Genomic DNA, 20716 nt, shown 5'->3' with positions numbered 1-20716 from the left:
CAAGCTCGACCATTCTGCCATCCTCCAAACGTTCTATTTCATTCTCTTCATGACCTCAGGCATACTGCGGTCATGAATACGCTGCCTGACTTAAGCCAACTGACCCATGAACAACTGCTGGAATTCACCAGACAGTTGGCGATGCAGCATCAGTCTCTAGCACAATCAAACCAACAATTGGATGCCAAAGTTCAACATCTTTCTATTCTCAATCAAAAATACGAGCATGAACTGGCGCTGTTTAAAAAGCACAAATTCGCCCAAAAGAATGAACACTTAACGGCAAAACAAATCCACCTATGGGATGAAGCGGTTGAAGAAGATATTGCTGCTGTTGATCTGGAATTAGAACGATTAAATGCAGATAAAACCGATGCAGCGACACAGAAAGCCAAAACCAATAAACCTAAACGTCGACCACTGCCAGATCATCTACACACCATCCGTATTGAGCATGAACCTGCATCAACCCAATGCACTTGTGGATGCCAACTCCGTCGTATCGGCGAAGATGTCAGTGAGAAACTGCATTTCAGACCGGCACAGTTCTATAAGGAACAGCATGTGCGTGGTAAATGGGTCTGTGATCAGTGTGACACTCTGACTCAGCAAGCGATGCCCGCCTATGTGATTGATAAAGGCATTGCTTCACCTGAATTGCTCAGCCATGTGCTGGTATCGAAGTATGCCGATCATTTGCCGCTGTACCGTCAACGTCTGATCTATCAGCGGGCGGGAATCGAACTTTCTAGATCAACTTTATCTGACTGGATAGGTCGCTGCGGTGTAGAACTGGAACCTCTGGCCAATGCCTTAAAAGAGGTGGTGCTGCAACAGCGGGTGCTGCATGCAGATGAAACACCGGTCACCATCATGCGGATGGGTGAGAATGAGAAAAAACCGAAGAAAGGTTATGTCTGGGCCTATGCCACCACACAGTACAATCCAGTTCAGGCGGTGATCTATGACTTTCAGGATAGTCGTTCAGGCCAGCATGCTGCAGAGTTCTTGAAAGGCTGGCAGGGCAATCTAGTCTGTGATGATTACAGTGGTTATAAAGCACGCTTTAAATCAGGCCAGGTCATAGAGGTCGGCTGCATGGCCCATGCACGTCGTAAATTCCATGAACTGCATGTGACCGGGAAAAGTCAGGTCGCTGAACAGGCATTGGTGCTGATTCAGAAACTGTATGCGATAGAAGCAGAACTCAGGAAAAAGACCGATGGTACAGCGGAAGACCGCCGCGAATACCGACAACAGCATAGTCAACCAGTGATGCAACAACTATATGAATGGCTCAACCAACATCATCTGACAGTGCCATCGAGTTCTCCCACCGCCAAGGCCATCAATTACACTCTGAAGCGTTGGCCAGCCTTAAGCCGCTATCTGGATGATGGCAATCTACCGATATGCAACAATTGGGTAGAGAATCAGATGCGTCCCTGGGCGTTGGGGCGCAAGAACTGGCTGTTTGCAGGTTCGCTGCGCAGTGGTCAGCGAGCGGCAAACATCATGACTTTAATCCAGTCAGCAAAGCTGAATGGGCTGGATCCGTATGCCTATTTAAGTGATGTGCTGAAAAGGTTACCGACACATAAAGTGACCCAGATTGAAGAGTTACTGCCGCACTGCTGGAAACCTAAATCGAATTAAAAAATAGGTATGGGATTCAGCGGACGCTTACCTTTGGAGCACCTAAAGCATAATTAAAATCATAAGCCTCCAACGTTTTGATTTGAGTAAGACCTGAAAGTTGTAAAAGAATCTGTTGACTACGTTGCTGCTTGGCTGTGTATTCATGTAATAGCATAGCTTCAACGAAATCTGCATAACTGCCATCCTTTGCTAAGGTTTGTTGTGCATGATGTGACCATTGTGATGCCACTGTTTGTAGACCAAGCTGACGGCAAAGCTGTTCAATACGCTCATACTGTAAATTCATTAAGAAACCTCCAGTAATTCATCATAGATTGATAAGGGGTGTTGAACACTCTCATGAGGTATGAGTGATGATGGGCTAACATCATCAATTACAGATTTTTTAGAACCATCATTAAATAAAGGTAATGAAGAAAAATATTGTTGTTCTTCAAGCAAACGAGTACTTGGTTTTTCTTTAGTTGTTGCATGAATGCGTTGATTTGCTGTTTCACTAAGCCATCGACCAATATAGGCATTTGCCATATCAACATCTAAGCTAAGGTCAACCACCTTTAAACTTGCTTTTAATGGCACGATAAAACTTGATTTCAAATAACTATTAAAGCGTTCTACTTTACCTTTTGTTTGCGCACGATATGGCTTACAAACACGTGGTCGGAAGTTATATTTCTTAGCACAATCAAGTAATTTAGCATTCCAGCGATGTTGACCATCTTGATAAGCATCACGTTCAATCATAATGGCCTTAGCATTATCAAATAATACATCTTTAGGAACACCACCAAAGAACTGAAAAGCACTTTCTAAGCCATCAATCCATGCATCAGAACGTTCATGATCATAAAACTTAACAAAGGTTGCTCTAGAGTATCCCAAAGTTGCAACAAATGCTTTTAATGTGGTGTGATGACGTCGAATTTTTGTGAAATCAACCTGCATTTGTTGACCTGGTTGAGTCTCAAATCGCTTAATCGGCTCTGGTTGTTTAGTTGGCTTTAATGTATTGAGATAATTTTGTAGTGTTCTAATTTTCCCCGTGTAGCCTTTTTGCAAGATTTCTTGATACAACACTGCAGCCGGTATCCATTCTGGATCGGCGGCATTTACACGTTTGATTAAATACGGTTTATAAGGCTCAAGAATACTCACTTTAGATTGTGTTCGTTGATATTTAGGTGTTACTTGAGATCGTAAATATTTACGCACAGTATTTCTAGAAATACCGAGTTCGCGGCTAATTGCCTTAATAGATTGACCTTGTTGATGAAGTATTTGGATTGTCACTGCTTGCTCCAAAGTTAACATGTTGAGCAGTCCAAAAAGACCACTATATTAACCAAGGGGGTCAATTTTCAAATGCTGTTGGGGGTCATTTTTACATTGCCGCTAACACAGTTTCTGAATCAGCACCAATGCCTGTTCAGCGACCTGACTTTTCCCGGTCACATGCAGTTCATGGAATTTACGACGTGCATGGGCCATGCAGCCGACCTCTATGACCTGGCCTGATTTAAAGCGTGCTTTATAACCACTGTAATCATCACAGACTAGATTGCCCTGCCAGCCTTTCAAGAACTCTGCAGCATGCTGGCCTGAACGACTATCCTGAAAGTCATAGATCACCGCCTGAACTGGATTGTACTGTGTGGTGGCATAGGCCCAGACATAACCTTTCTTCGGTTTTTTCTCATTCTCACCCATCCGCATGATGGTGACCGGTGTTTCATCTGCATGCAGCACCCGCTGTTGCAGCACCACCTCTTTTAAGGCATTGGCCAGAGGTTCCAGTTCTACACCGCAGCGACCTATCCAGTCAGATAAAGTTGATCTAGAAAGTTCGATTCCCGCCCGCTGATAGATCAGACGTTGACGGTACAGCGGCAAATGATCGGCATACTTCGATACCAGCACATGGCTGAGCAATTCAGGTGAAGCAATGCCTTTATCAATCACATAGGCGGGCATCGCTTGCTGAGTCAGAGTGTCACACTGATCACAGACCCATTTACCACGCACATGCTGTTCCTTATAGAACTGTGCCGGTCTGAAATGCAGTTTCTCACTGACATCTTCGCCGATACGACGGAGTTGGCATCCACAAGTGCATTGGGTTGATGCAGGTTCATGCTCAATACGGATGGTGTGTAGATGATCTGGCAGTGGTCGACGTTTAGGTTTATTGGTTTTGGCTTTCTGTGTCGCTGCATCGGTTTTATCTGCATTTAATCGTTCTAATTCCAGATCAACAGCAGCAATATCTTCTTCAACCGCTTCATCCCATAGGTGGATTTGTTTTGCCGTTAAGTGTTCATTCTTTTGGGCGAATTTGTGCTTTTTAAACAGCGCCAGTTCATGCTCGTATTTTTGATTGAGAATAGAAAGATGTTGAACTTTGGCATCCAATTGTTGGTTTGATTGTGCTAGAGACTGATGCTGCATCGCCAACTGTCTGGTGAATTCCAGCAGTTGTTCATGGGTCAGTTGGCTTAAGTCAGGCAGCGTATTCATGACCGCAGTATGCCTGAGGTCATGAAGAGAATGAAATAGAACGTTTGGAGGATGGCAGAATGGTCGAGCTTGGTTTAGAGCATATTCACCACTTGCTGCAATCCAATTCTCTGCCAGGGCAAACCTTGGATTAATGCCTGTAACTGTTCCGGGCTGAGGGCCACGGTTTCACCTTGGTGAACTTGAGCCCAGTGAAATTTACCCTGTTCCAAACGCCGGGCACACAGCCAGATGCCCAGTCCATCATGTACCAACACTTTCATACGATGACCACGTTTATTACAGAACAGGTAGGCGCAATGCGGTTTGATGTAGCCAAAGGCTCTCACCACCTGAGCCATGACAGTATCCATTCCTGCTCGCATATCCATGGGCTGGGTAGAGAGCCAAATTTCATTGATACGGATCATGTTGCCAGTGCCTTGAGTAATTCTGCCAAGGCAGGTATTTCTGATGTCTGCCATTTTAGCTGAATATCATTATTCGTATGAGGCACGGTGATACACAACGTGATCCTCTCATCAATAGGTTGGCTGATTGCAGCAGTGTAAGGCAAAGCAATAAATGCTGGATTCACATGAGTAGGATCCTGCACGGCACCCTCATGATGGCTGAAGATCCTGATCCAACGACTGACAAGGTTGGCATTAATACTATGTTGCAGTGCGACCGAAGCGATCGAGGTATTAGGATTTTTACAGGCATTGACAATACTGAGTTTGAATTCTTTGCTGTATGTTCTGCGTTTTTTAGCAACAGGAGGTGTTGCTGAATATATATCCATGTTCATGGATTAAGTCCCCACTTGTTTTTAGGTGGGAACTAAATTAAGGCTTATAGGACCGCTTGGTAAGGCTGTGTTAGCCGGATGCTTACATTTTTAGTTTAGAAACTCATGCATTAAAGCCCGATGCTAATTTGGTTTTAAACCTAATTGATGGCTTGATGTTCCAGATTTTAAGCTCAAATTGTTTGGATGAAAGGGATGAAGTGGTGGAGAGGTTTTTTTACAAATAAGCAAATACATTTATAAATAGATGGCTCTATTGAAAGAGCCATAATCTTATAAACTTAGTCAGAGATTATTTCATACATTTTTTTAAATAGCAGACTATCTTTGTCGGCAAGGGTATTCACAATATCAAAATGATTATGTCCTTCATCTTTAATTAATGAAACGTTTAATCCTTTTTCTTTGCATATTGAGTAGAAAAAATTGGTTTGATTTTGGAAACCTTCTGTCTCTAGCTCTCCTACACTGAGTATGAGTGGTGCAGCATTTTCTGGCAATGGTAAATTTTCATAAGGGCTGAGGTTGGTTGCTTGTTCTGGACTGAGATTAAGCCATTCATTAATGTTGGTATCGCACAGAGGTAATAAATTATAAAGGCCACTTAACCCAAGAACGCCCTTAATGACATTTTTTGGCAAATTAAATTCTTCCTGCCAACAATCATTCCACAGCATTGCAACCAAATGTCCTCCAGCTGAACTCCCGCCTATATATATTTGCTCAGGGTCTATGCCATAATTTTTAGCATTATGGTAAATCCAAGCAATCGATGTTCTTACTTCTCTCACAATTTCAAAAAGTGATGCTTGAGGACAGAGGCTATATTCAATTGTAGACACCGCTATTCCATGTGCTACAAAATTTTCAGCCATAGAGCAAGCATCATCTTTACTTTGTGCCCGCCAATAGCCTCCATGGATATAGATAAAAATTGGTGAAGGCTGTTTCTTTGCTGGAAAAATATCTAATGTTTCTCTTCTAGCTAAGCCGTAATGTAGATTATATAAGCCTGTAATGGCATCTTTGGATTTCTGCGCAAGTCGTGCATATTCCTTCATACAAGCATCAAAATCAGCCACTGAATTTCTTGCATTGTATTGAATTTCTCTTTCTTGAAGATTTGAGAAGAATAGGTCTGTCATATAAGCCTCGATAACAATTTATTTAATAAAAAGATAGTAATTAATTAGTTCAGACAACTTTAAATTTTTGTTTAGCTATATTTAGCTCCCCATACCACTTAAGTGCTAAACAAATAAAAGCAATAAAAGTAGGTATGGCTAAACTTAAGAAAATTGAACTCATATCTAGCTTTAAAGTAAAAATGAAAGAACCTAAAAATGAACCTAAAATTGCCCCAATACGGCTTATTCCATGCATCCATGAAACGCCAGAGCCTCTACAGTTCGCTGGATAAAAAAGAGTAGCTAACGGAAATAATGCTGTTTGGGCACCTGCTAATAGGCCTCCAATCATAAAGATCAGTATTGAAAAGATGCTAATGTTTGTATGCGTAAAGCTAAGAAGAATGAATAATAAGAATGCTGAGAAATATGAGGAAGTAATCACTTTGGTTGGATTTAATCTATCCATGAATCTACACATGATCATAGCTCCAATCACGCCCCCGAATGGGAATAAAGTAGACATAAGACTTAATTGTTGTAGATCAAAACCAACAGTTTTTAAAATTGTCGGCATCCAGCTCGTAAAAAGATAAAACACTAATAAACTCATAAAAGAGCAAAGCCATAACATTAATGAACCAAATAAGTATTTGCTAAAGATATCTTTAAGTGGATTATTCTGTTCGACAAGTTCCTTTTCAGCTATAGATAAGACAAGCTCTTTATCAATTTTTTTACCATGTATTTTTTCTAAAATTAAAAGAGCTTTTTTCTTTTGATTATTAATAATAAGAAATTGTGTGGATTCCGGGAGGGTAAAAATGAGTACAAGGGTAAGTAATGCAGGTATCAAACCAATAATAATTAGTAATTCAGACCAACTAAAAATTTTCAATAGATAAGCTGAAAGGAATCCTCCAGAAGATACTCCCATTAGAAATCCACAACCAGCTAAACCCGTGAGAAATGCTCGATGCTTTTTAGGCATATATTCTGAAACGATTGTACTTACATTAGGCATCGTCGCACCTAACCCAAGTCCCGTGATAAATCTATAGATAATGAGTTCTGCTGTATTGGTCGAGTAAGCCGAGATTATTGTAAATATAGATAAGATTAGCATGCTGCTAATCATAATTTTCTTTCGGCCAAACTTATCTGCAAAAATACCTGATATTAAGGCGCCAATACTCATGCCGATTAAAGCAGCACCAAATACAGGAGCTAATTCGGCCTTTGAAATTTGCCATTCATCTAACAAAGGTGGTGCTATAAAACCTATAATTCCAGTATCAAGTCCATCACAGAAAAATACTAAGAAACCTAAAACAAAGACTACCCACTGGAGGGGAGCTAGTTTTTCTCTATCTACGATATCGTTCACATCTATTTTAATCATATACATTCCTGAAATTTGTTTAAATAGTAAGCGTCCGCTGAATCCCATACCTATTTTTTAATTCGATTTAGGTTTCCAGCAGTGCGGCAGTAACTCTTCAATCTGGGTCACTTTATGTGTCGGTAACCTTTTCAGCACATCACTTAAATAGGCATACGGATCCAGCCCATTCAGCTTTGCTGACTGGATTAAAGTCATGATGTTTGCCGCTCGCTGACCACTGCGCAGCGAACCTGCAAACAGCCAGTTCTTGCGCCCCAACGCCCAGGGACGCATCTGATTCTCTACCCAATTGTTGCATATCGGTAGATTGCCATCATCCAGATAGCGGCTTAAGGCTGGCCAACGCTTCAGAGTGTAATTGATGGCCTTGGCGGTGGGAGAACTCGATGGCACTGTCAGATGATGTTGGTTGAGCCATTCATATAGTTGTTGCATCACTGGTTGACTATGCTGTTGTCGGTATTCGCGGCGGTCTTCCGCTGTACCATCGGTCTTTTTCCTGAGTTCTGCTTCTATCGCATACAGTTTCTGAATCAGCACCAATGCCTGTTCAGCGACCTGACTTTTCCCGGTCACATGCAGTTCATGGAATTTACGACGTGCATGGGCCATGCAGCCGACCTCTATGACCTGGCCTGATTTAAAGCGTGCTTTATAACCACTGTAATCATCACAGACTAGATTGCCCTGCCAGCCTTTCAAGAACTCTGCAGCATGCTGGCCTGAACGACTATCCTGAAAGTCATAGATCACCGCCTGAACTGGATTGTACTGTGTGGTGGCATAGGCCCAGACATAACCTTTCTTCGGTTTTTTCTCATTCTCACCCATCCGCATGATGGTGACCGGTGTTTCATCTGCATGCAGCACCCGCTGTTGCAGCACCACCTCTTTTAAGGCATTGGCCAGAGGTTCCAGTTCTACACCGCAGCGACCTATCCAGTCAGATAAAGTTGATCTAGAAAGTTCGATTCCCGCCCGCTGATAGATCAGACGTTGACGGTACAGCGGCAAATGATCGGCATACTTCGATACCAGCACATGGCTGAGCAATTCAGGTGAAGCAATGCCTTTATCAATCACATAGGCGGGCATCGCTTGCTGAGTCAGAGTGTCACACTGATCACAGACCCATTTACCACGCACATGCTGTTCCTTATAGAACTGTGCCGGTCTGAAATGCAGTTTCTCACTGACATCTTCGCCGATACGACGGAGTTGGCATCCACAAGTGCATTGGGTTGATGCAGGTTCATGCTCAATACGGATGGTGTGTAGATGATCTGGCAGTGGTCGACGTTTAGGTTTATTGGTTTTGGCTTTCTGTGTCGCTGCATCGGTTTTATCTGCATTTAATCGTTCTAATTCCAGATCAACAGCAGCAATATCTTCTTCAACCGCTTCATCCCATAGGTGGATTTGTTTTGCCGTTAAGTGTTCATTCTTTTGGGCGAATTTGTGCTTTTTAAACAGCGCCAGTTCATGCTCGTATTTTTGATTGAGAATAGAAAGATGTTGAACTTTGGCATCCAATTGTTGGTTTGATTGTGCTAGAGACTGATGCTGCATCGCCAACTGTCTGGTGAATTCCAGCAGTTGTTCATGGGTCAGTTGGCTTAAGTCAGGCAGCGTATTCATGACCGCAGTATGCCTGAGGTCATGAAGAGAATGAAATAGAACGTTTGGAGGATGGCAGAATGGTCGAGCTTGGTTTAGAGCATATTCACCACTTGCTGCAATCCAATTCTCTGCCAGGGCAAACCTTGGATTAATGCCTGTAACTGTTCCGGGCTGAGGGCCACGGTTTCACCTTGGTGAACTTGAGCCCAGTGAAATTTACCCTGTTCCAAACGCCGGGCACACAGCCAGATGCCCAGTCCATCATGTACCAACACTTTCATACGATGACCACGTTTATTACAGAACAGGTAGGCGCAATGCGGTTTGATGTAGCCAAAGGCTCTCACCACCTGAGCCATGACAGTATCCATTCCTGCTCGCATATCCATGGGCTGGGTAGAGAGCCAAATTTCATTGATACGGATCATGTTGCCAGTGCCTTGAGTAATTCTGCCAAGGCAGGTATTTCTGATGTCTGCCATTTTAGCTGAATATCATTATTCGTATGAGGCACGGTGATACACAACGTGATCCTCTCATCAATAGGTTGGCTGATTGCAGCAGTGTAAGGCAAAGCAATAAATGCTGGATTCACATGAGTAGGATCCTGCACGGCACCCTCATGATGGCTGAAGATCCTGATCCAACGACTGACAAGGTTGGCATTAATACTATGTTGCAGTGCGACCGAAGCGATCGAGGTATTAGGATTTTTACAGGCATTGACAATACTGAGTTTGAATTCTTTGCTGTATGTTCTGCGTTTTTTAGCAACAGGAGGTGTTGCTGAATATATATCCATGTTCATGGATTAAGTCCCCACTTGTTTTTAGGTGGGAACTAAATTAAGGCTTATAGGACCGCTTGGTAAGGCTGTGTTAGCCGGATGCTTACGTTCATATCAGAACCACTATGAAATAGCACTGCTGCCACTAACGAGAAACCAAACAATAGAAATGCTGCAAGCCGTGTTTGAAGGCCAATCAATACAAGGAAACCACCTCCAAATTCAACCAGAATTGCTAATGGCAGTAATGCAGATGACACTCCCATAGACTCCATATACCCAGCATTACTCGAATATTGAAATATCTTTCCTAATCCAGATAAGATGAAAATTACAGATATCATTAGCCGCATTAGAAGTGATGAAAAGGCATATACTTTTGGATGTTGGATAATTTTTTCGATTGCGTTATTAATTCTAGTCATGATTATTCTCTCCCTTAGTTTTGAGCAGGCATAGCAAACATTTGTGGAATACTATTAATTGCTTGACTAATTGATTGAGAACGAGTCGGAAAAGCCATTCCTTCTGCACGTACTACAAATACCTCTTGTACGCCTAAGAAATTAAAAATATCTTTTAAATATGATTCTTGATGATCCATAGGGAATTGATCACCATAGGCACTACCACGAGCACTTACAATAATAACTTTCTTAGCTGAAACTAAGCCTTGTGGCCCATTCTCTGTATATCTGAAAGTCCGACCTGCAATTAAAATTCGGTCAATCCAAGCTTTCAAGGTGGTTGGAATACTTAGGTTGTACATTGGTGCACCTAGTACAAAAATATCCGTTTCTTCAAATTGTTGAAGAATACGTTCATCAACTTGTGCTTCTTCACTCAAGCTATCAAAGTGTTTTGAAAAATGTGGAAGTGGTTCTACATGCAAATCTCGATAGGTTACCTCTAAAGGACCATGTTTTTTTAACTCTTGAACTACTGCTTGCCCAATCTCCCGAGTAGCCGAGAATTCACCGAGAGCACTTGAGTCTAAATGTAAAAGTTTCATTTCATACCTATAAGGGTTTTAAGTCGTGAAATGAGTTTATTCGTTTTATATTTGCCACTTAAGCCCTATAATCGGGAATATATGTTGTAAAAAATGCAACCAACAAAGATAAAGTTCGAAGTAAGATAAATTATTGGTTCATTAAGGTTAAAACACCGATGAAAGATTTAAATGATTTATATATTTTTGCTTTAATTGTCGAACATGGTGGTCTAAGTAAAGTAGAACAAAAAACAGGTATATCTAAATCAAAATTAAGCCGAAGACTCTCAAATTTAGAGAAAAATTTAAACGTTAAATTATTACAACGAGACTCTAGACAAATTAAGCTTACGGCAATCGGCGAGCAGATTTATCAATATGTACAATCAATGCTTTTAGAAGCGCAAACTGTTTATGACTTAATAGATCAGTTGCGCGGCGAGCCGATTGGATCAATTACTGTAAGCATTCCTATAGATGTTGCAGAAAGAATTATGCCCCTCATTCTTCCTGAATTTATGGATAGATACCCCAAAGTAGAAATTAAATTTATTGTCACTAACAAGAGAGTTGATATTCTTAAAGAATCTGTCGATATCGGAATCCGTATTCGACAGAACTTAGATAGCGATCATAATTTAGTAATGAGACATCTTGGTTATACACAATCAGTATTAGTCGCCAGTCCACAATATCTCAACCAATATGGTACACCTACGCATCCCAGCGATTTAAGTAAGCATAAATTGTTAAGTAATATCGAAAATGAAAATCAAACTTGGTTCTTTAGCAATCAAACTATTAATGAAAACGTAAGTTTGCCTATAAAACCATTTATCAAAGCTGCAAGTTTAACTTTGCTTAATTGTTTAGCTACCGATGGAAAAGGTATTGCTTTGCTGCCTTTGTTAAAATGCAAAAGCCTGATACTAGAAAAGAAACTTATCGTCGTTTTACCTGAATGGGAACTTCCAACTGGAAATTTTCATTTAATCTTTCCATCTCGAAGCGGTGCTTTACCAGCATCAAAGGTTTTTCTTGATTTTTTAATCGAAAAAATTCCTCCTCTACTTAAAGAAATGCAGGATATTTAATTAAAATTAACATAATCAATTGAGTTTTAAATAAATATATAAAATGTCTATACCCGATTTAGGTATAGACATTTTTTACTATTGATAGGCATACATTAATAAAGGTAAGCGTCCGCTGAATCCCATACCTATTTTTTAATTCGATTTAGGTTTCCAGCAGTGCGGCAGTAACTCTTCAATCTGGGTCACTTTATGTGTCGGTAACCTTTTCAGCACATCACTTAAATAGGCATACGGATCCAGCCCATTCAGCTTTGCTGACTGGATTAAAGTCATGATGTTTGCCGCTCGCTGACCACTGCGCAGCGAACCTGCAAACAGCCAGTTCTTGCGCCCCAACGCCCAGGGACGCATCTGATTCTCTACCCAATTGTTGCATATCGGTAGATTGCCATCATCCAGATAGCGGCTTAAGGCTGGCCAACGCTTCAGAGTGTAATTGATGGCCTTGGCGGTGGGAGAACTCGATGGCACTGTCAGATGATGTTGGTTGAGCCATTCATATAGTTGTTGCATCACTGGTTGACTATGCTGTTGTCGGTATTCGCGGCGGTCTTCCGCTGTACCATCGGTCTTTTTCCTGAGTTCTGCTTCTATCGCATACAGTTTCTGAATCAGCACCAATGCCTGTTCAGCGACCTGACTTTTCCCGGTCACATGCAGTTCATGGAATTTACGACGTGCATGGGCCATGCAGCCGACCTCTATGACCTGGCCTGATTTAAAGCGTGCTTTATAACCACTGTAATCATCACAGACTAGATTGCCCTGCCAGCCTTTCAAGAACTCTGCAGCATGCTGGCCTGAACGACTATCCTGAAAGTCATAGATCACCGCCTGAACTGGATTGTACTGTGTGGTGGCATAGGCCCAGACATAACCTTTCTTCGGTTTTTTCTCATTCTCACCCATCCGCATGATGGTGACCGGTGTTTCATCTGCATGCAGCACCCGCTGTTGCAGCACCACCTCTTTTAAGGCATTGGCCAGAGGTTCCAGTTCTACACCGCAGCGACCTATCCAGTCAGATAAAGTTGATCTAGAAAGTTCGATTCCCGCCCGCTGATAGATCAGACGTTGACGGTACAGCGGCAAATGATCGGCATACTTCGATACCAGCACATGGCTGAGCAATTCAGGTGAAGCAATGCCTTTATCAATCACATAGGCGGGCATCGCTTGCTGAGTCAGAGTGTCACACTGATCACAGACCCATTTACCACGCACATGCTGTTCCTTATAGAACTGTGCCGGTCTGAAATGCAGTTTCTCACTGACATCTTCGCCGATACGACGGAGTTGGCATCCACAAGTGCATTGGGTTGATGCAGGTTCATGCTCAATACGGATGGTGTGTAGATGATCTGGCAGTGGTCGACGTTTAGGTTTATTGGTTTTGGCTTTCTGTGTCGCTGCATCGGTTTTATCTGCATTTAATCGTTCTAATTCCAGATCAACAGCAGCAATATCTTCTTCAACCGCTTCATCCCATAGGTGGATTTGTTTTGCCGTTAAGTGTTCATTCTTTTGGGCGAATTTGTGCTTTTTAAACAGCGCCAGTTCATGCTCGTATTTTTGATTGAGAATAGAAAGATGTTGAACTTTGGCATCCAATTGTTGGTTTGATTGTGCTAGAGACTGATGCTGCATCGCCAACTGTCTGGTGAATTCCAGCAGTTGTTCATGGGTCAGTTGGCTTAAGTCAGGCAGCGTATTCATGACCGCAGTATGCCTGAGGTCATGAAGAGAATGAAATAGAACGTTTGGAGGATGGCAGAATGGTCGAGCTTGGTTTAGAGCATATTCACCACTTGCTGCAATCCAATTCTCTGCCAGGGCAAACCTTGGATTAATGCCTGTAACTGTTCCGGGCTGAGGGCCACGGTTTCACCTTGGTGAACTTGAGCCCAGTGAAATTTACCCTGTTCCAAACGCCGGGCACACAGCCAGATGCCCAGTCCATCATGTACCAACACTTTCATACGATGACCACGTTTATTACAGAACAGGTAGGCGCAATGCGGTTTGATGTAGCCAAAGGCTCTCACCACCTGAGCCATGACAGTATCCATTCCTGCTCGCATATCCATGGGCTGGGTAGAGAGCCAAATTTCATTGATACGGATCATGTTGCCAGTGCCTTGAGTAATTCTGCCAAGGCAGGTATTTCTGATGTCTGCCATTTTAGCTGAATATCATTATTCGTATGAGGCACGGTGATACACAACGTGATCCTCTCATCAATAGGTTGGCTGATTGCAGCAGTGTAAGGCAAAGCAATAAATGCTGGATTCACATGAGTAGGATCCTGCACGGCACCCTCATGATGGCTGAAGATCCTGATCCAACGACTGACAAGGTTGGCATTAATACTATGTTGCAGTGCGACCGAAGCGATCGAGGTATTAGGATTTTTACAGGCATTGACAATACTGAGTTTGAATTCTTTGCTGTATGTTCTGCGTTTTTTAGCAACAGGAGGTGTTGCTGAATATATATCCATGTTCATGGATTAAGTCCCCACTTGTTTTTAGGTGGGAACTAAATTAAGGCTTATAGGACCGCTTGGTAAGGCTGTGTTAGCCGGATGCTTACTAATAAAGCTGTGATTTCACCATTCTTTGGAACTGAAGTTTCAAACCCATAATATTGTCCATATTTTGGTCGCAAATATTCAGTTGCCTGATTACCTATTGCATCAAGATATGCTGGTAGCTGGGCCATATGTGAATTTGTTTTCTGAGGATCAGGAGCTCCTACTCCCCACTGCACCACGCCATATGATTGGCCCACTGCTTGTTTCATATCTTTTAGGAACTCTAAATAGAAATCTACATCAGCCTTAGATCCAACATTTCCATGGCCACCACTCAGAAATACCCAATTTAAACTTTTTAATTCTTTTAAATTTTCTTCAAAATAAAGAGGAACTTCAGCACCAGCGAAACCCCAATAAGGTAATTGATCGGCATTTATTAGATCGGGAATATGTGCAACTTTCTCATTTGGAATTAACCAAACACCTGTATCGGCAGTATGTGCTGCATATTTGAAACCATGTACTTGAACATTCACCCCTTCAAAATTAAAACTACCATTTTTAAAAGGAATTGTTTCCGTAGGTTTTGGCAATTTACTTTTAATTCGGTTTAAAAGCTCTGCTGTAGCATCAGATGAAATAATACGTACTTTGACACCTGCCTTTTTAGAAGCTTCAACAATTACTGGAGCTGAACTGATATGATCAGCGTGCGCATGCGAATAGACAATTGTTGTAACAGGTAGTTTTGTTACTTCTAAGATAGCTTTTAAAATCTTTTCTCCAGCATTTTCAACTGGGTCAAATAAGAGTACTCCTTTTTCACCTACATAAAACATCGTTCCATAAAATTGGGATTGAAAAAAATAAGTATGTTCTGTCATACGTTGCAGTACATACTCTTGCTGAAGATTTCGGTTATATAGCCGGTCAATTTTTTCCGATGGATTTAAAACTTTTTTACTTGATTGGCTAACATAAACCGCATGTACAGTAGAGGGAGCTTCGGGAATATCTATCGTAATTTGAGCATTAGCACCATGACTTATGTTCAAATACATCAAGCCTAGTAGTGTTGTATTTAAAAAGATCTTTTTCATTCGAAACCTCAGATATACAATTAAATTAAATGTTCTATACTTCATAAAAACATTCTTATATTTCTAATTTCGAAAGATTAAAACAAGCTACTAAAATAAGAACTTAAGTTGCAAAAATAAGAACGGTCAGTAGTTATTTTTAACTTACTATTCTCGTAATAATAAATTCTTTTTTAAATATAAATGCTCAAAGCTATTTTCTAGTTTCATAACAAGCTTTTTTTTTAAGCTTTCAATTGCCTGTTCTGGCATAGGTGCTGTCATCATTGCATGATAATTCATACATTCTGGGGCTTCTTCCTTTTGCACATTCTGATTAGTAATGCAGGCGGAGATAATAAAAGGGATAGACAATATTCCTAAAAATTTCATAAGCAAATTCCAAAATTATGATGAAATAATTCTAAATAATTTTATTTTAATATATGTTTGATTTTGTTAAAAAAATAAAAATCAATTCACACAACAACTTTAAAAATATTAATTTTTAAAATGAAACAATTAATTAAAAAATATAACTTAATTAAAATTTGGAATTATTGGATATAAATCTGGATAAATTGGATATCTTATATCTTATAAAAAACAATAATAAAGCTTAAAAGCATCTTCATCCTTAACCAAAATTCATAAAGCCTATTCTACATTTTTATGAATATTTAAAGTAAGCATCCGGCTAACACAGCCTTACCAAGCGGTCCTATAAGCCTTAATTTAGTTCCCACCTAAAAACAAGTGGGGACTTAATCCATGAACATGGATATATATTCAGCAACACCTCCTGTTGCTAAAAAACGCAGAACATACAGCAAAGAATTCAAACTCAGTATTGTCAATGCCTGTAAAAATCCTAATACCTCGATCGCTTCGGTCGCACTGCAACATAGTATTAATGCCAACCTTGTCAGTCGTTGGATCAGGATCTTCAGCCATCATGAGGGTGCCGTGCAGGATCCTACTCATGTGAATCCAGCATTTATTGCTTTGCCTTACACTGCTGCAATCAGCCAACCTATTGATGAGAGGATCACGTTGTGTATCACCGTGCCTCATACGAATAATGATATTCAGCTAAAATGGCAGACATCAGAAATACCTGCCTTGGCAGAATTACTCAAGGCACTGGCAACATGATCCGTATCAATGAAATTTGGCTCTCTACCCAGCCCATGGATATGCGAGCAGGAATGGATACTGTCATGGCTCAGGTGGTGAGAGCCTTTGGCTACATCAAACCGCATTGCGCCTACCTGTTCTGTAATAAACGTGGTCATCGTATGAAAGTGTTGGTACATGATGGACTGGGCATCTGGCTGTGTGCCCGGCGTTTGGAACAGGGTAAATTTCACTGGGCTCAAGTTCACCAAGGTGAAACCGTGGCCCTCAGCCCGGAACAGTTACAGGCATTAATCCAAGGTTTGCCCTGGCAGAGAATTGGATTGCAGCAAGTGGTGAATATGCTCTAAACCAAGCTCGACCATTCTGCCATCCTCCAAACGTTCTATTTCATTCTCTTCATGACCTCAGGCATACTGCGGTCATGAATACGCTGCCTGACTTAAGCCAACTGACCCATGAACAACTGCTGGAATTCACCAGACAGTTGGCGATGCAGCATCAGTCTCTAGCACAATCAAACCAACAATTGGATGCCAAAGTTCAACATCTTTCTATTCTCAATCAAAAATACGAGCATGAACTGGCGCTGTTTAAAAAGCACAAATTCGCCCAAAAGAATGAACACTTAACGGCAAAACAAATCCACCTATGGGATGAAGCGGTTGAAGAAGATATTGCTGCTGTTGATCTGGAATTAGAACGATTAAATGCAGATAAAACCGATGCAGCGACACAGAAAGCCAAAACCAATAAACCTAAACGTCGACCACTGCCAGATCATCTACACACCATCCGTATTGAGCATGAACCTGCATCAACCCAATGCACTTGTGGATGCCAACTCCGTCGTATCGGCGAAGATGTCAGTGAGAAACTGCATTTCAGACCGGCACAGTTCTATAAGGAACAGCATGTGCGTGGTAAATGGGTCTGTGATCAGTGTGACACTCTGACTCAGCAAGCGATGCCCGCCTATGTGATTGATAAAGGCATTGCTTCACCTGAATTGCTCAGCCATGTGCTGGTATCGAAGTATGCCGATCATTTGCCGCTGTACCGTCAACGTCTGATCTATCAGCGGGCGGGAATCGAACTTTCTAGATCAACTTTATCTGACTGGATAGGTCGCTGCGGTGTAGAACTGGAACCTCTGGCCAATGCCTTAAAAGAGGTGGTGCTGCAACAGCGGGTGCTGCATGCAGATGAAACACCGGTCACCATCATGCGGATGGGTGAGAATGAGAAAAAACCGAAGAAAGGTTATGTCTGGGCCTATGCCACCACACAGTACAATCCAGTTCAGGCGGTGATCTATGACTTTCAGGATAGTCGTTCAGGCCAGCATGCTGCAGAGTTCTTGAAAGGCTGGCAGGGCAATCTAGTCTGTGATGATTACAGTGGTTATAAAGCACGCTTTAAATCAGGCCAGGTCATAGAGGTCGGCTGCATGGCCCATGCACGTCGTAAATTCCATGAACTGCATGTGACCGGGAAAAGTCAGGTCGCTGAACAGGCATTGGTGCTGATTCAGAAACTGTATGCGATAGAAGCAGAACTCAGGAAAAAGACCGATGGTACAGCGGAAGACCGCCGCGAATACCGACAACAGCATAGTCAACCAGTGATGCAACAACTATATGAATGGCTCAACCAACATCATCTGACAGTGCCATCGAGTTCTCCCACCGCCAAGGCCATCAATTACACTCTGAAGCGTTGGCCAGCCTTAAGCCGCTATCTGGATGATGGCAATCTACCGATATGCAACAATTGGGTAGAGAATCAGATGCGTCCCTGGGCGTTGGGGCGCAAGAACTGGCTGTTTGCAGGTTCGCTGCGCAGTGGTCAGCGAGCGGCAAACATCATGACTTTAATCCAGTCAGCAAAGCTGAATGGGCTGGATCCGTATGCCTATTTAAGTGATGTGCTGAAAAGGTTACCGACACATAAAGTGACCCAGATTGAAGAGTTACTGCCGCACTGCTGGAAACCTAAATCGAATTAAAAAATAGGTATGGGATTCAGCGGACGCTTACATATGAACAGCCAAATTATGTTTATGAAAAACATTTCAATGGCTGGAGGTCTATTGGCTCTTGTTATCTTTGGCGCAGGTGGCCTTAGTGTAGATAAGAAACTTAAATAATTTCAGAGAGGTAAAAGTGCATTTTTGTATTTTTACCTTTACTTTTCTATTTAAATAATGGTTGTTATCAATGAGATTATTTTTTTATCCTCATGCCTGTTCAATGGCGATTCATATTGCTTTAAAAGAAACTGGACAAGAATTTGATACAGAATTTGTTGACTTATCAACAAAAGTCACTGGATCCGGATTGGATTATTTAAAGATTAATCCTAAAGGGGCAGTTCCAGCACTTGGACTTGAAAATGGTAAAGTCATAACTGAAGTTACAACGATACTGACTTATTTAGCTGACTTGGTTCCTGAGAAAAATCTAATACCTAAATCTAGTTCTTTTGAACGTTATGAAATGATGAGTTTATTGTCATTTATTAGTATGGATATACATAAAAATTTCTCTGCTTTTTTCTACAAAGAAAAGATTGATTCTTGGATTGAAGTATCCAAACATAAGTTATCAAGAAGTTTTGATTTTATTGAAAATAAACTTCAGTCAAATCAGTATTTAAACGGCAATGAAATCTCAATCGCAGATTTCTATTTCTTTGTAATGCTACATTGGTGTGACTATTTTTCTATAGACTTAGAGAAATGGCCTAAAATTCTCAATTTGAAATATAACTTGGGAAAAAGAAGTTCCGTTCAAGAAGTTCTAAAGTTTGAATCAAGTATAGTATTATAAGTTAAAAGAGGAACGTGTATGTTCCTCTTTTTATTTTTCCATTTATATTTATATAGAAACGATCACTTTACCTATTGTTTTATTCTGTTCAAGTAATGTATGAACATTAACCATATCATCAAATTGATAGATATGATCAATTGTTGGTTTTAATTTACCTTCTTCAATTAATTTAAATAGGTCAGTTAAACCCTCTTTAATAGATATTTCATTTAAAGAGTTAAATAATGCAAAACCTTTAAATGTTTGACTAAGGAAAATAAATCGATTTATATCATTTACATTTAGTTCCGGTAATACGCCACTAGCAGCTCCATAGCTCACAAATGTTCCAAAAGTATTTAATTTTTGAAGTATCGTTTGAGCAATATCACCACCAACTGAATCAAATATTAAATCAATAGGTGAGCTATCTGATATCTCACTTAAACTTTGAGTCCAATCTTTTGCTTTGTAGTTTAGACCGTAATCAATACCTTTAGTCTTTAAATATTCAATTTTTTCATCTGAACCCACTATTCCTATTACTTTACTTGCACCTTGAATCTTAGCAAGTTCGACAAGTAATGAACCTACCCCGCCAGCAGCAGCGGTTACTAATACAACTTTACCTTGTATAGAGTTTTCTTTAAGTAAAAAATATGCAACTAATCCTTGTAGCATCGTACTTAAAGCTTGTTCATCACTTATTGAATCTGGAATAGGAACTAAGAAATTTGCTGGTATTTTTACATATTCCGCATATCCACCAGTTGGTTGAATTGCAAAGAGAGGAACAGCAACTCTTGACCCAACTTGAATATAGTTAATATCAATCCCTAATTCTTCAACTGTACCCACTACTTCAGAGCCTAATATCGCTGGGAGAGATAAAGCAGGTCCAGGATAATTACCTTGTCTTTGTAGAGTTTCATGATAATTAACCCCAATTTGACTCACTTTAATTAATACTTCATTTGGTAAAATTTCTGGTTTTACAATATCTACAGATTTTAAAACTGAAGGTTCACCAAAATTATCAAATTGAATAGCTTTCATTAAAGACACTCCGATATTTATATCTAATTAAGAGTGTTCTAATATATCTATATGTAAAATTAAGTAGGAACAGACTTTTTTGTCATATACAGACTAAAAAGT

The 20716-nt window shown here is 40.8% G+C and carries 22 protein-coding genes and 3 pseudogenes; 7 read left to right on the top strand and 18 right to left on the bottom strand.

The window, feature by feature from the left end:
• Window positions 1–72 precede the first annotated feature (72 nt).
• Entirely contained in the window at window positions 73–1656 is a 1584-nt protein-coding gene (locus EGS71_RS03160; protein ID WP_001094424.1) for an IS66-like element ISAba25 family transposase, read from the top strand.
• Window positions 1657–1687: 31 nt separating this feature from the next.
• Here the strand turns inward: EGS71_RS03160 and istB are convergent.
• The 5 genes and pseudogenes from istB to EGS71_RS03135 all read right to left on the bottom strand — a co-directional run.
• Window positions 1688–1945, bottom strand: a pseudogene (istB, locus tag EGS71_RS03155) (IS21-like element ISEc57 family helper ATPase IstB); the annotation flags it as partial.
• Window positions 1945–2970, bottom strand: coding sequence for an IS21-like element ISEc57 family transposase (gene istA, locus EGS71_RS03150; RefSeq protein ID WP_002009888.1), 1026 nt, complete (start codon window positions 2968–2970; stop codon window positions 1945–1947). The gene istA and the pseudogene istB, both read right to left, overlap by 1 nt.
• An 87-nt stretch (window positions 2971–3057) precedes the next feature.
• A pseudogene (locus EGS71_RS03145) lies at window positions 3058–4173 on the bottom strand (IS66-like element ISAba25 family transposase); the annotation flags it as partial.
• 74 nt (window positions 4174–4247) lie between these two features.
• Window positions 4248–4583, bottom strand: coding sequence for an IS66 family insertion sequence element accessory protein TnpB (gene tnpB / locus EGS71_RS03140; RefSeq protein WP_000619347.1), 336 nt, complete (start codon window positions 4581–4583; stop codon window positions 4248–4250).
• Entirely contained in the window at window positions 4580–4963 is a 384-nt protein-coding gene (locus EGS71_RS03135; protein WP_001055589.1) for a transposase, read from the bottom strand. The genes tnpB (EGS71_RS03140) and EGS71_RS03135 overlap by 4 nt, the downstream gene beginning before the upstream one ends.
• A gap of 86 nt (window positions 4964–5049) precedes the next feature.
• Here EGS71_RS03135 and EGS71_RS22745 point away from each other — a divergent pair.
• Window positions 5050–5190: pseudogene (locus tag EGS71_RS22745) on the top strand (TetR family transcriptional regulator); the annotation flags it as partial.
• A gap of 54 nt (window positions 5191–5244) precedes the next feature.
• Here the strand turns inward: EGS71_RS22745 and EGS71_RS03125 are convergent.
• The 7 genes from EGS71_RS03125 to EGS71_RS03095 all read right to left on the bottom strand — a co-directional run bounded on the left by EGS71_RS03125 (window position 5245) and on the right by EGS71_RS03095 (window position 10914).
• The gene (locus EGS71_RS03125) at window positions 5245–6108 is read right to left on the bottom strand and encodes an alpha/beta hydrolase (protein ID WP_000130606.1); all 864 of its coding nucleotides are present in this window, start codon (window positions 6106–6108) and stop codon (window positions 5245–5247) included.
• A gap of 49 nt (window positions 6109–6157) precedes the next feature.
• On the bottom strand, window positions 6158–7492 hold the full coding sequence (locus EGS71_RS03120) for an MFS transporter (RefSeq protein ID WP_000590100.1): 1335 nt from the start codon (window positions 7490–7492) through the stop codon (window positions 6158–6160).
• Window positions 7493–7549: 57 nt separating this feature from the next.
• A complete protein-coding gene (locus EGS71_RS03115; RefSeq protein WP_001094424.1) occupies window positions 7550–9133 on the bottom strand; it encodes an IS66-like element ISAba25 family transposase in 1584 nt (527 codons plus the stop codon).
• A gap of 74 nt (window positions 9134–9207) precedes the next feature.
• Window positions 9208–9543, bottom strand: coding sequence for an IS66 family insertion sequence element accessory protein TnpB (gene tnpB / locus EGS71_RS03110; protein ID WP_000619347.1), 336 nt, complete (start codon window positions 9541–9543; stop codon window positions 9208–9210).
• On the bottom strand, window positions 9540–9923 hold the full coding sequence (locus EGS71_RS03105; protein ID WP_001055589.1) for a transposase: 384 nt from the start codon (window positions 9921–9923) through the stop codon (window positions 9540–9542). The genes tnpB (EGS71_RS03110) and EGS71_RS03105 overlap by 4 nt, the downstream gene beginning before the upstream one ends.
• Window positions 9924–9967: 44 nt before the next feature.
• Entirely contained in the window at window positions 9968–10255 is a 288-nt protein-coding gene (locus EGS71_RS03100) for a DoxX family protein (protein ID WP_265936750.1), read from the bottom strand.
• Window positions 10256–10341: 86 nt separating this feature from the next.
• The gene (locus EGS71_RS03095) at window positions 10342–10914 is read right to left on the bottom strand and encodes an FMN-dependent NADH-azoreductase (protein WP_000770685.1); all 573 of its coding nucleotides are present in this window, start codon (window positions 10912–10914) and stop codon (window positions 10342–10344) included.
• A gap of 158 nt (window positions 10915–11072) precedes the next feature.
• Between EGS71_RS03095 and EGS71_RS03090 the strand changes: the two genes are divergently transcribed.
• Window positions 11073–11990 carry a LysR substrate-binding domain-containing protein gene (locus tag EGS71_RS03090; RefSeq protein WP_000654049.1) on the top strand — a complete coding sequence of 306 codons (918 nt, stop codon included), beginning with the start codon at window positions 11073–11075 and terminating at the stop codon, window positions 11988–11990.
• Window positions 11991–12125: 135 nt separating this feature from the next.
• Here EGS71_RS03090 and EGS71_RS03085 read toward each other — a convergent pair whose 3' ends face one another.
• From EGS71_RS03085 to EGS71_RS03065, 5 genes are all read right to left on the bottom strand, one after another.
• A complete protein-coding gene (locus EGS71_RS03085; RefSeq protein ID WP_001094424.1) occupies window positions 12126–13709 on the bottom strand; it encodes an IS66-like element ISAba25 family transposase in 1584 nt (527 codons plus the stop codon).
• A 74-nt stretch (window positions 13710–13783) separates the two neighbouring features.
• A complete protein-coding gene (gene tnpB / locus EGS71_RS03080; protein WP_000619347.1) occupies window positions 13784–14119 on the bottom strand; it encodes an IS66 family insertion sequence element accessory protein TnpB in 336 nt (111 codons plus the stop codon).
• Window positions 14116–14499 (bottom strand): transposase, encoded by a 384-nt coding sequence (locus tag EGS71_RS03075; RefSeq protein ID WP_001055589.1) that lies wholly within the window; start codon window positions 14497–14499, stop codon window positions 14116–14118. The genes tnpB (EGS71_RS03080) and EGS71_RS03075 overlap by 4 nt, the downstream gene beginning before the upstream one ends.
• Before the next feature lie 44 nt (window positions 14500–14543).
• Window positions 14544–15629 carry an MBL fold metallo-hydrolase gene (locus EGS71_RS03070; RefSeq protein ID WP_002009972.1) on the bottom strand — a complete coding sequence of 362 codons (1086 nt, stop codon included), beginning with the start codon at window positions 15627–15629 and terminating at the stop codon, window positions 14544–14546.
• Window positions 15630–15776: 147 nt separating this feature from the next.
• Window positions 15777–16001, bottom strand: a complete 225-nt coding sequence (locus tag EGS71_RS03065; protein ID WP_000670226.1) for a hypothetical protein — start codon at window positions 15999–16001, stop codon at window positions 15777–15779.
• A gap of 378 nt (window positions 16002–16379) precedes the next feature.
• On the opposite strand from EGS71_RS03065, the gene EGS71_RS03060 reads away from it, so the two are divergent.
• The 4 genes from EGS71_RS03060 to EGS71_RS03040 all read left to right on the top strand — a co-directional run bounded on the left by EGS71_RS03060 (window position 16380) and on the right by EGS71_RS03040 (window position 19576).
• On the top strand, window positions 16380–16763 hold the full coding sequence (locus tag EGS71_RS03060) for a transposase (RefSeq protein WP_001055589.1): 384 nt from the start codon (window positions 16380–16382) through the stop codon (window positions 16761–16763).
• Window positions 16760–17095, top strand: a complete 336-nt coding sequence (tnpB, locus tag EGS71_RS03055; RefSeq protein ID WP_000619347.1) for an IS66 family insertion sequence element accessory protein TnpB — start codon at window positions 16760–16762, stop codon at window positions 17093–17095. The genes EGS71_RS03060 and tnpB (EGS71_RS03055) overlap by 4 nt, the downstream gene beginning before the upstream one ends.
• A 74-nt stretch (window positions 17096–17169) precedes the next feature.
• Window positions 17170–18753, top strand: coding sequence for an IS66-like element ISAba25 family transposase (locus EGS71_RS03050; protein WP_001094424.1), 1584 nt, complete (start codon window positions 17170–17172; stop codon window positions 18751–18753).
• A gap of 211 nt (window positions 18754–18964) precedes the next feature.
• A complete protein-coding gene (locus EGS71_RS03040) occupies window positions 18965–19576 on the top strand; it encodes a glutathione binding-like protein (protein WP_001235670.1) in 612 nt (203 codons plus the stop codon).
• A gap of 48 nt (window positions 19577–19624) precedes the next feature.
• On the opposite strand, the gene EGS71_RS03035 is transcribed toward EGS71_RS03040, so the two are convergent.
• Window positions 19625–20614: a quinone oxidoreductase family protein gene (locus tag EGS71_RS03035; protein ID WP_000644422.1), complete on the bottom strand. Its 990-nt coding sequence runs from the start codon at window positions 20612–20614 to the stop codon at window positions 19625–19627.
• Window positions 20615–20716: the final 102 nt, after the last annotated feature.

This window comes from Acinetobacter sp. FDAARGOS_559, assembly GCF_003940475.1.
GTDB lineage: Bacteria > Pseudomonadota > Gammaproteobacteria > Pseudomonadales > Moraxellaceae > Acinetobacter > Acinetobacter baumannii.
This window is presented reverse-complemented; position numbering and strand designations above follow the sequence as displayed.

Coding starts and splice junctions, on each gene's coding strand:
- EGS71_RS03160 (WP_001094424.1), top strand. CDS start 73: ATGAATACGCTGCCTGACTTAAGCCAACTGACCCATGAACAACTGCTG.
- istA (WP_002009888.1), bottom strand. CDS start 2,970: ATGTTAACTTTGGAGCAAGCAGTGACAATCCAAATACTTCATCAACAA.
- tnpB (WP_000619347.1), bottom strand. CDS start 4,583: ATGATCCGTATCAATGAAATTTGGCTCTCTACCCAGCCCATGGATATG.
- EGS71_RS03135 (WP_001055589.1), bottom strand. CDS start 4,963: ATGAACATGGATATATATTCAGCAACACCTCCTGTTGCTAAAAAACGC.
- EGS71_RS03125 (WP_000130606.1), bottom strand. CDS start 6,108: ATGACAGACCTATTCTTCTCAAATCTTCAAGAAAGAGAAATTCAATAC.
- EGS71_RS03120 (WP_000590100.1), bottom strand. CDS start 7,492: ATGATTAAAATAGATGTGAACGATATCGTAGATAGAGAAAAACTAGCT.
- EGS71_RS03115 (WP_001094424.1), bottom strand. CDS start 9,133: ATGAATACGCTGCCTGACTTAAGCCAACTGACCCATGAACAACTGCTG.
- tnpB (WP_000619347.1), bottom strand. CDS start 9,543: ATGATCCGTATCAATGAAATTTGGCTCTCTACCCAGCCCATGGATATG.
- EGS71_RS03105 (WP_001055589.1), bottom strand. CDS start 9,923: ATGAACATGGATATATATTCAGCAACACCTCCTGTTGCTAAAAAACGC.
- EGS71_RS03100 (WP_265936750.1), bottom strand. CDS start 10,255: ATGCGGCTAATGATATCTGTAATTTTCATCTTATCTGGATTAGGAAAG.
- EGS71_RS03095 (WP_000770685.1), bottom strand. CDS start 10,914: ATGAAACTTTTACATTTAGACTCAAGTGCTCTCGGTGAATTCTCGGCT.
- EGS71_RS03090 (WP_000654049.1), top strand. CDS start 11,073: ATGAAAGATTTAAATGATTTATATATTTTTGCTTTAATTGTCGAACAT.
- EGS71_RS03085 (WP_001094424.1), bottom strand. CDS start 13,709: ATGAATACGCTGCCTGACTTAAGCCAACTGACCCATGAACAACTGCTG.
- tnpB (WP_000619347.1), bottom strand. CDS start 14,119: ATGATCCGTATCAATGAAATTTGGCTCTCTACCCAGCCCATGGATATG.
- EGS71_RS03075 (WP_001055589.1), bottom strand. CDS start 14,499: ATGAACATGGATATATATTCAGCAACACCTCCTGTTGCTAAAAAACGC.
- EGS71_RS03070 (WP_002009972.1), bottom strand. CDS start 15,629: ATGAAAAAGATCTTTTTAAATACAACACTACTAGGCTTGATGTATTTG.
- EGS71_RS03065 (WP_000670226.1), bottom strand. CDS start 16,001: ATGAAATTTTTAGGAATATTGTCTATCCCTTTTATTATCTCCGCCTGC.
- EGS71_RS03060 (WP_001055589.1), top strand. CDS start 16,380: ATGAACATGGATATATATTCAGCAACACCTCCTGTTGCTAAAAAACGC.
- tnpB (WP_000619347.1), top strand. CDS start 16,760: ATGATCCGTATCAATGAAATTTGGCTCTCTACCCAGCCCATGGATATG.
- EGS71_RS03050 (WP_001094424.1), top strand. CDS start 17,170: ATGAATACGCTGCCTGACTTAAGCCAACTGACCCATGAACAACTGCTG.
- EGS71_RS03040 (WP_001235670.1), top strand. CDS start 18,965: ATGAGATTATTTTTTTATCCTCATGCCTGTTCAATGGCGATTCATATT.
- EGS71_RS03035 (WP_000644422.1), bottom strand. CDS start 20,614: ATGAAAGCTATTCAATTTGATAATTTTGGTGAACCTTCAGTTTTAAAA.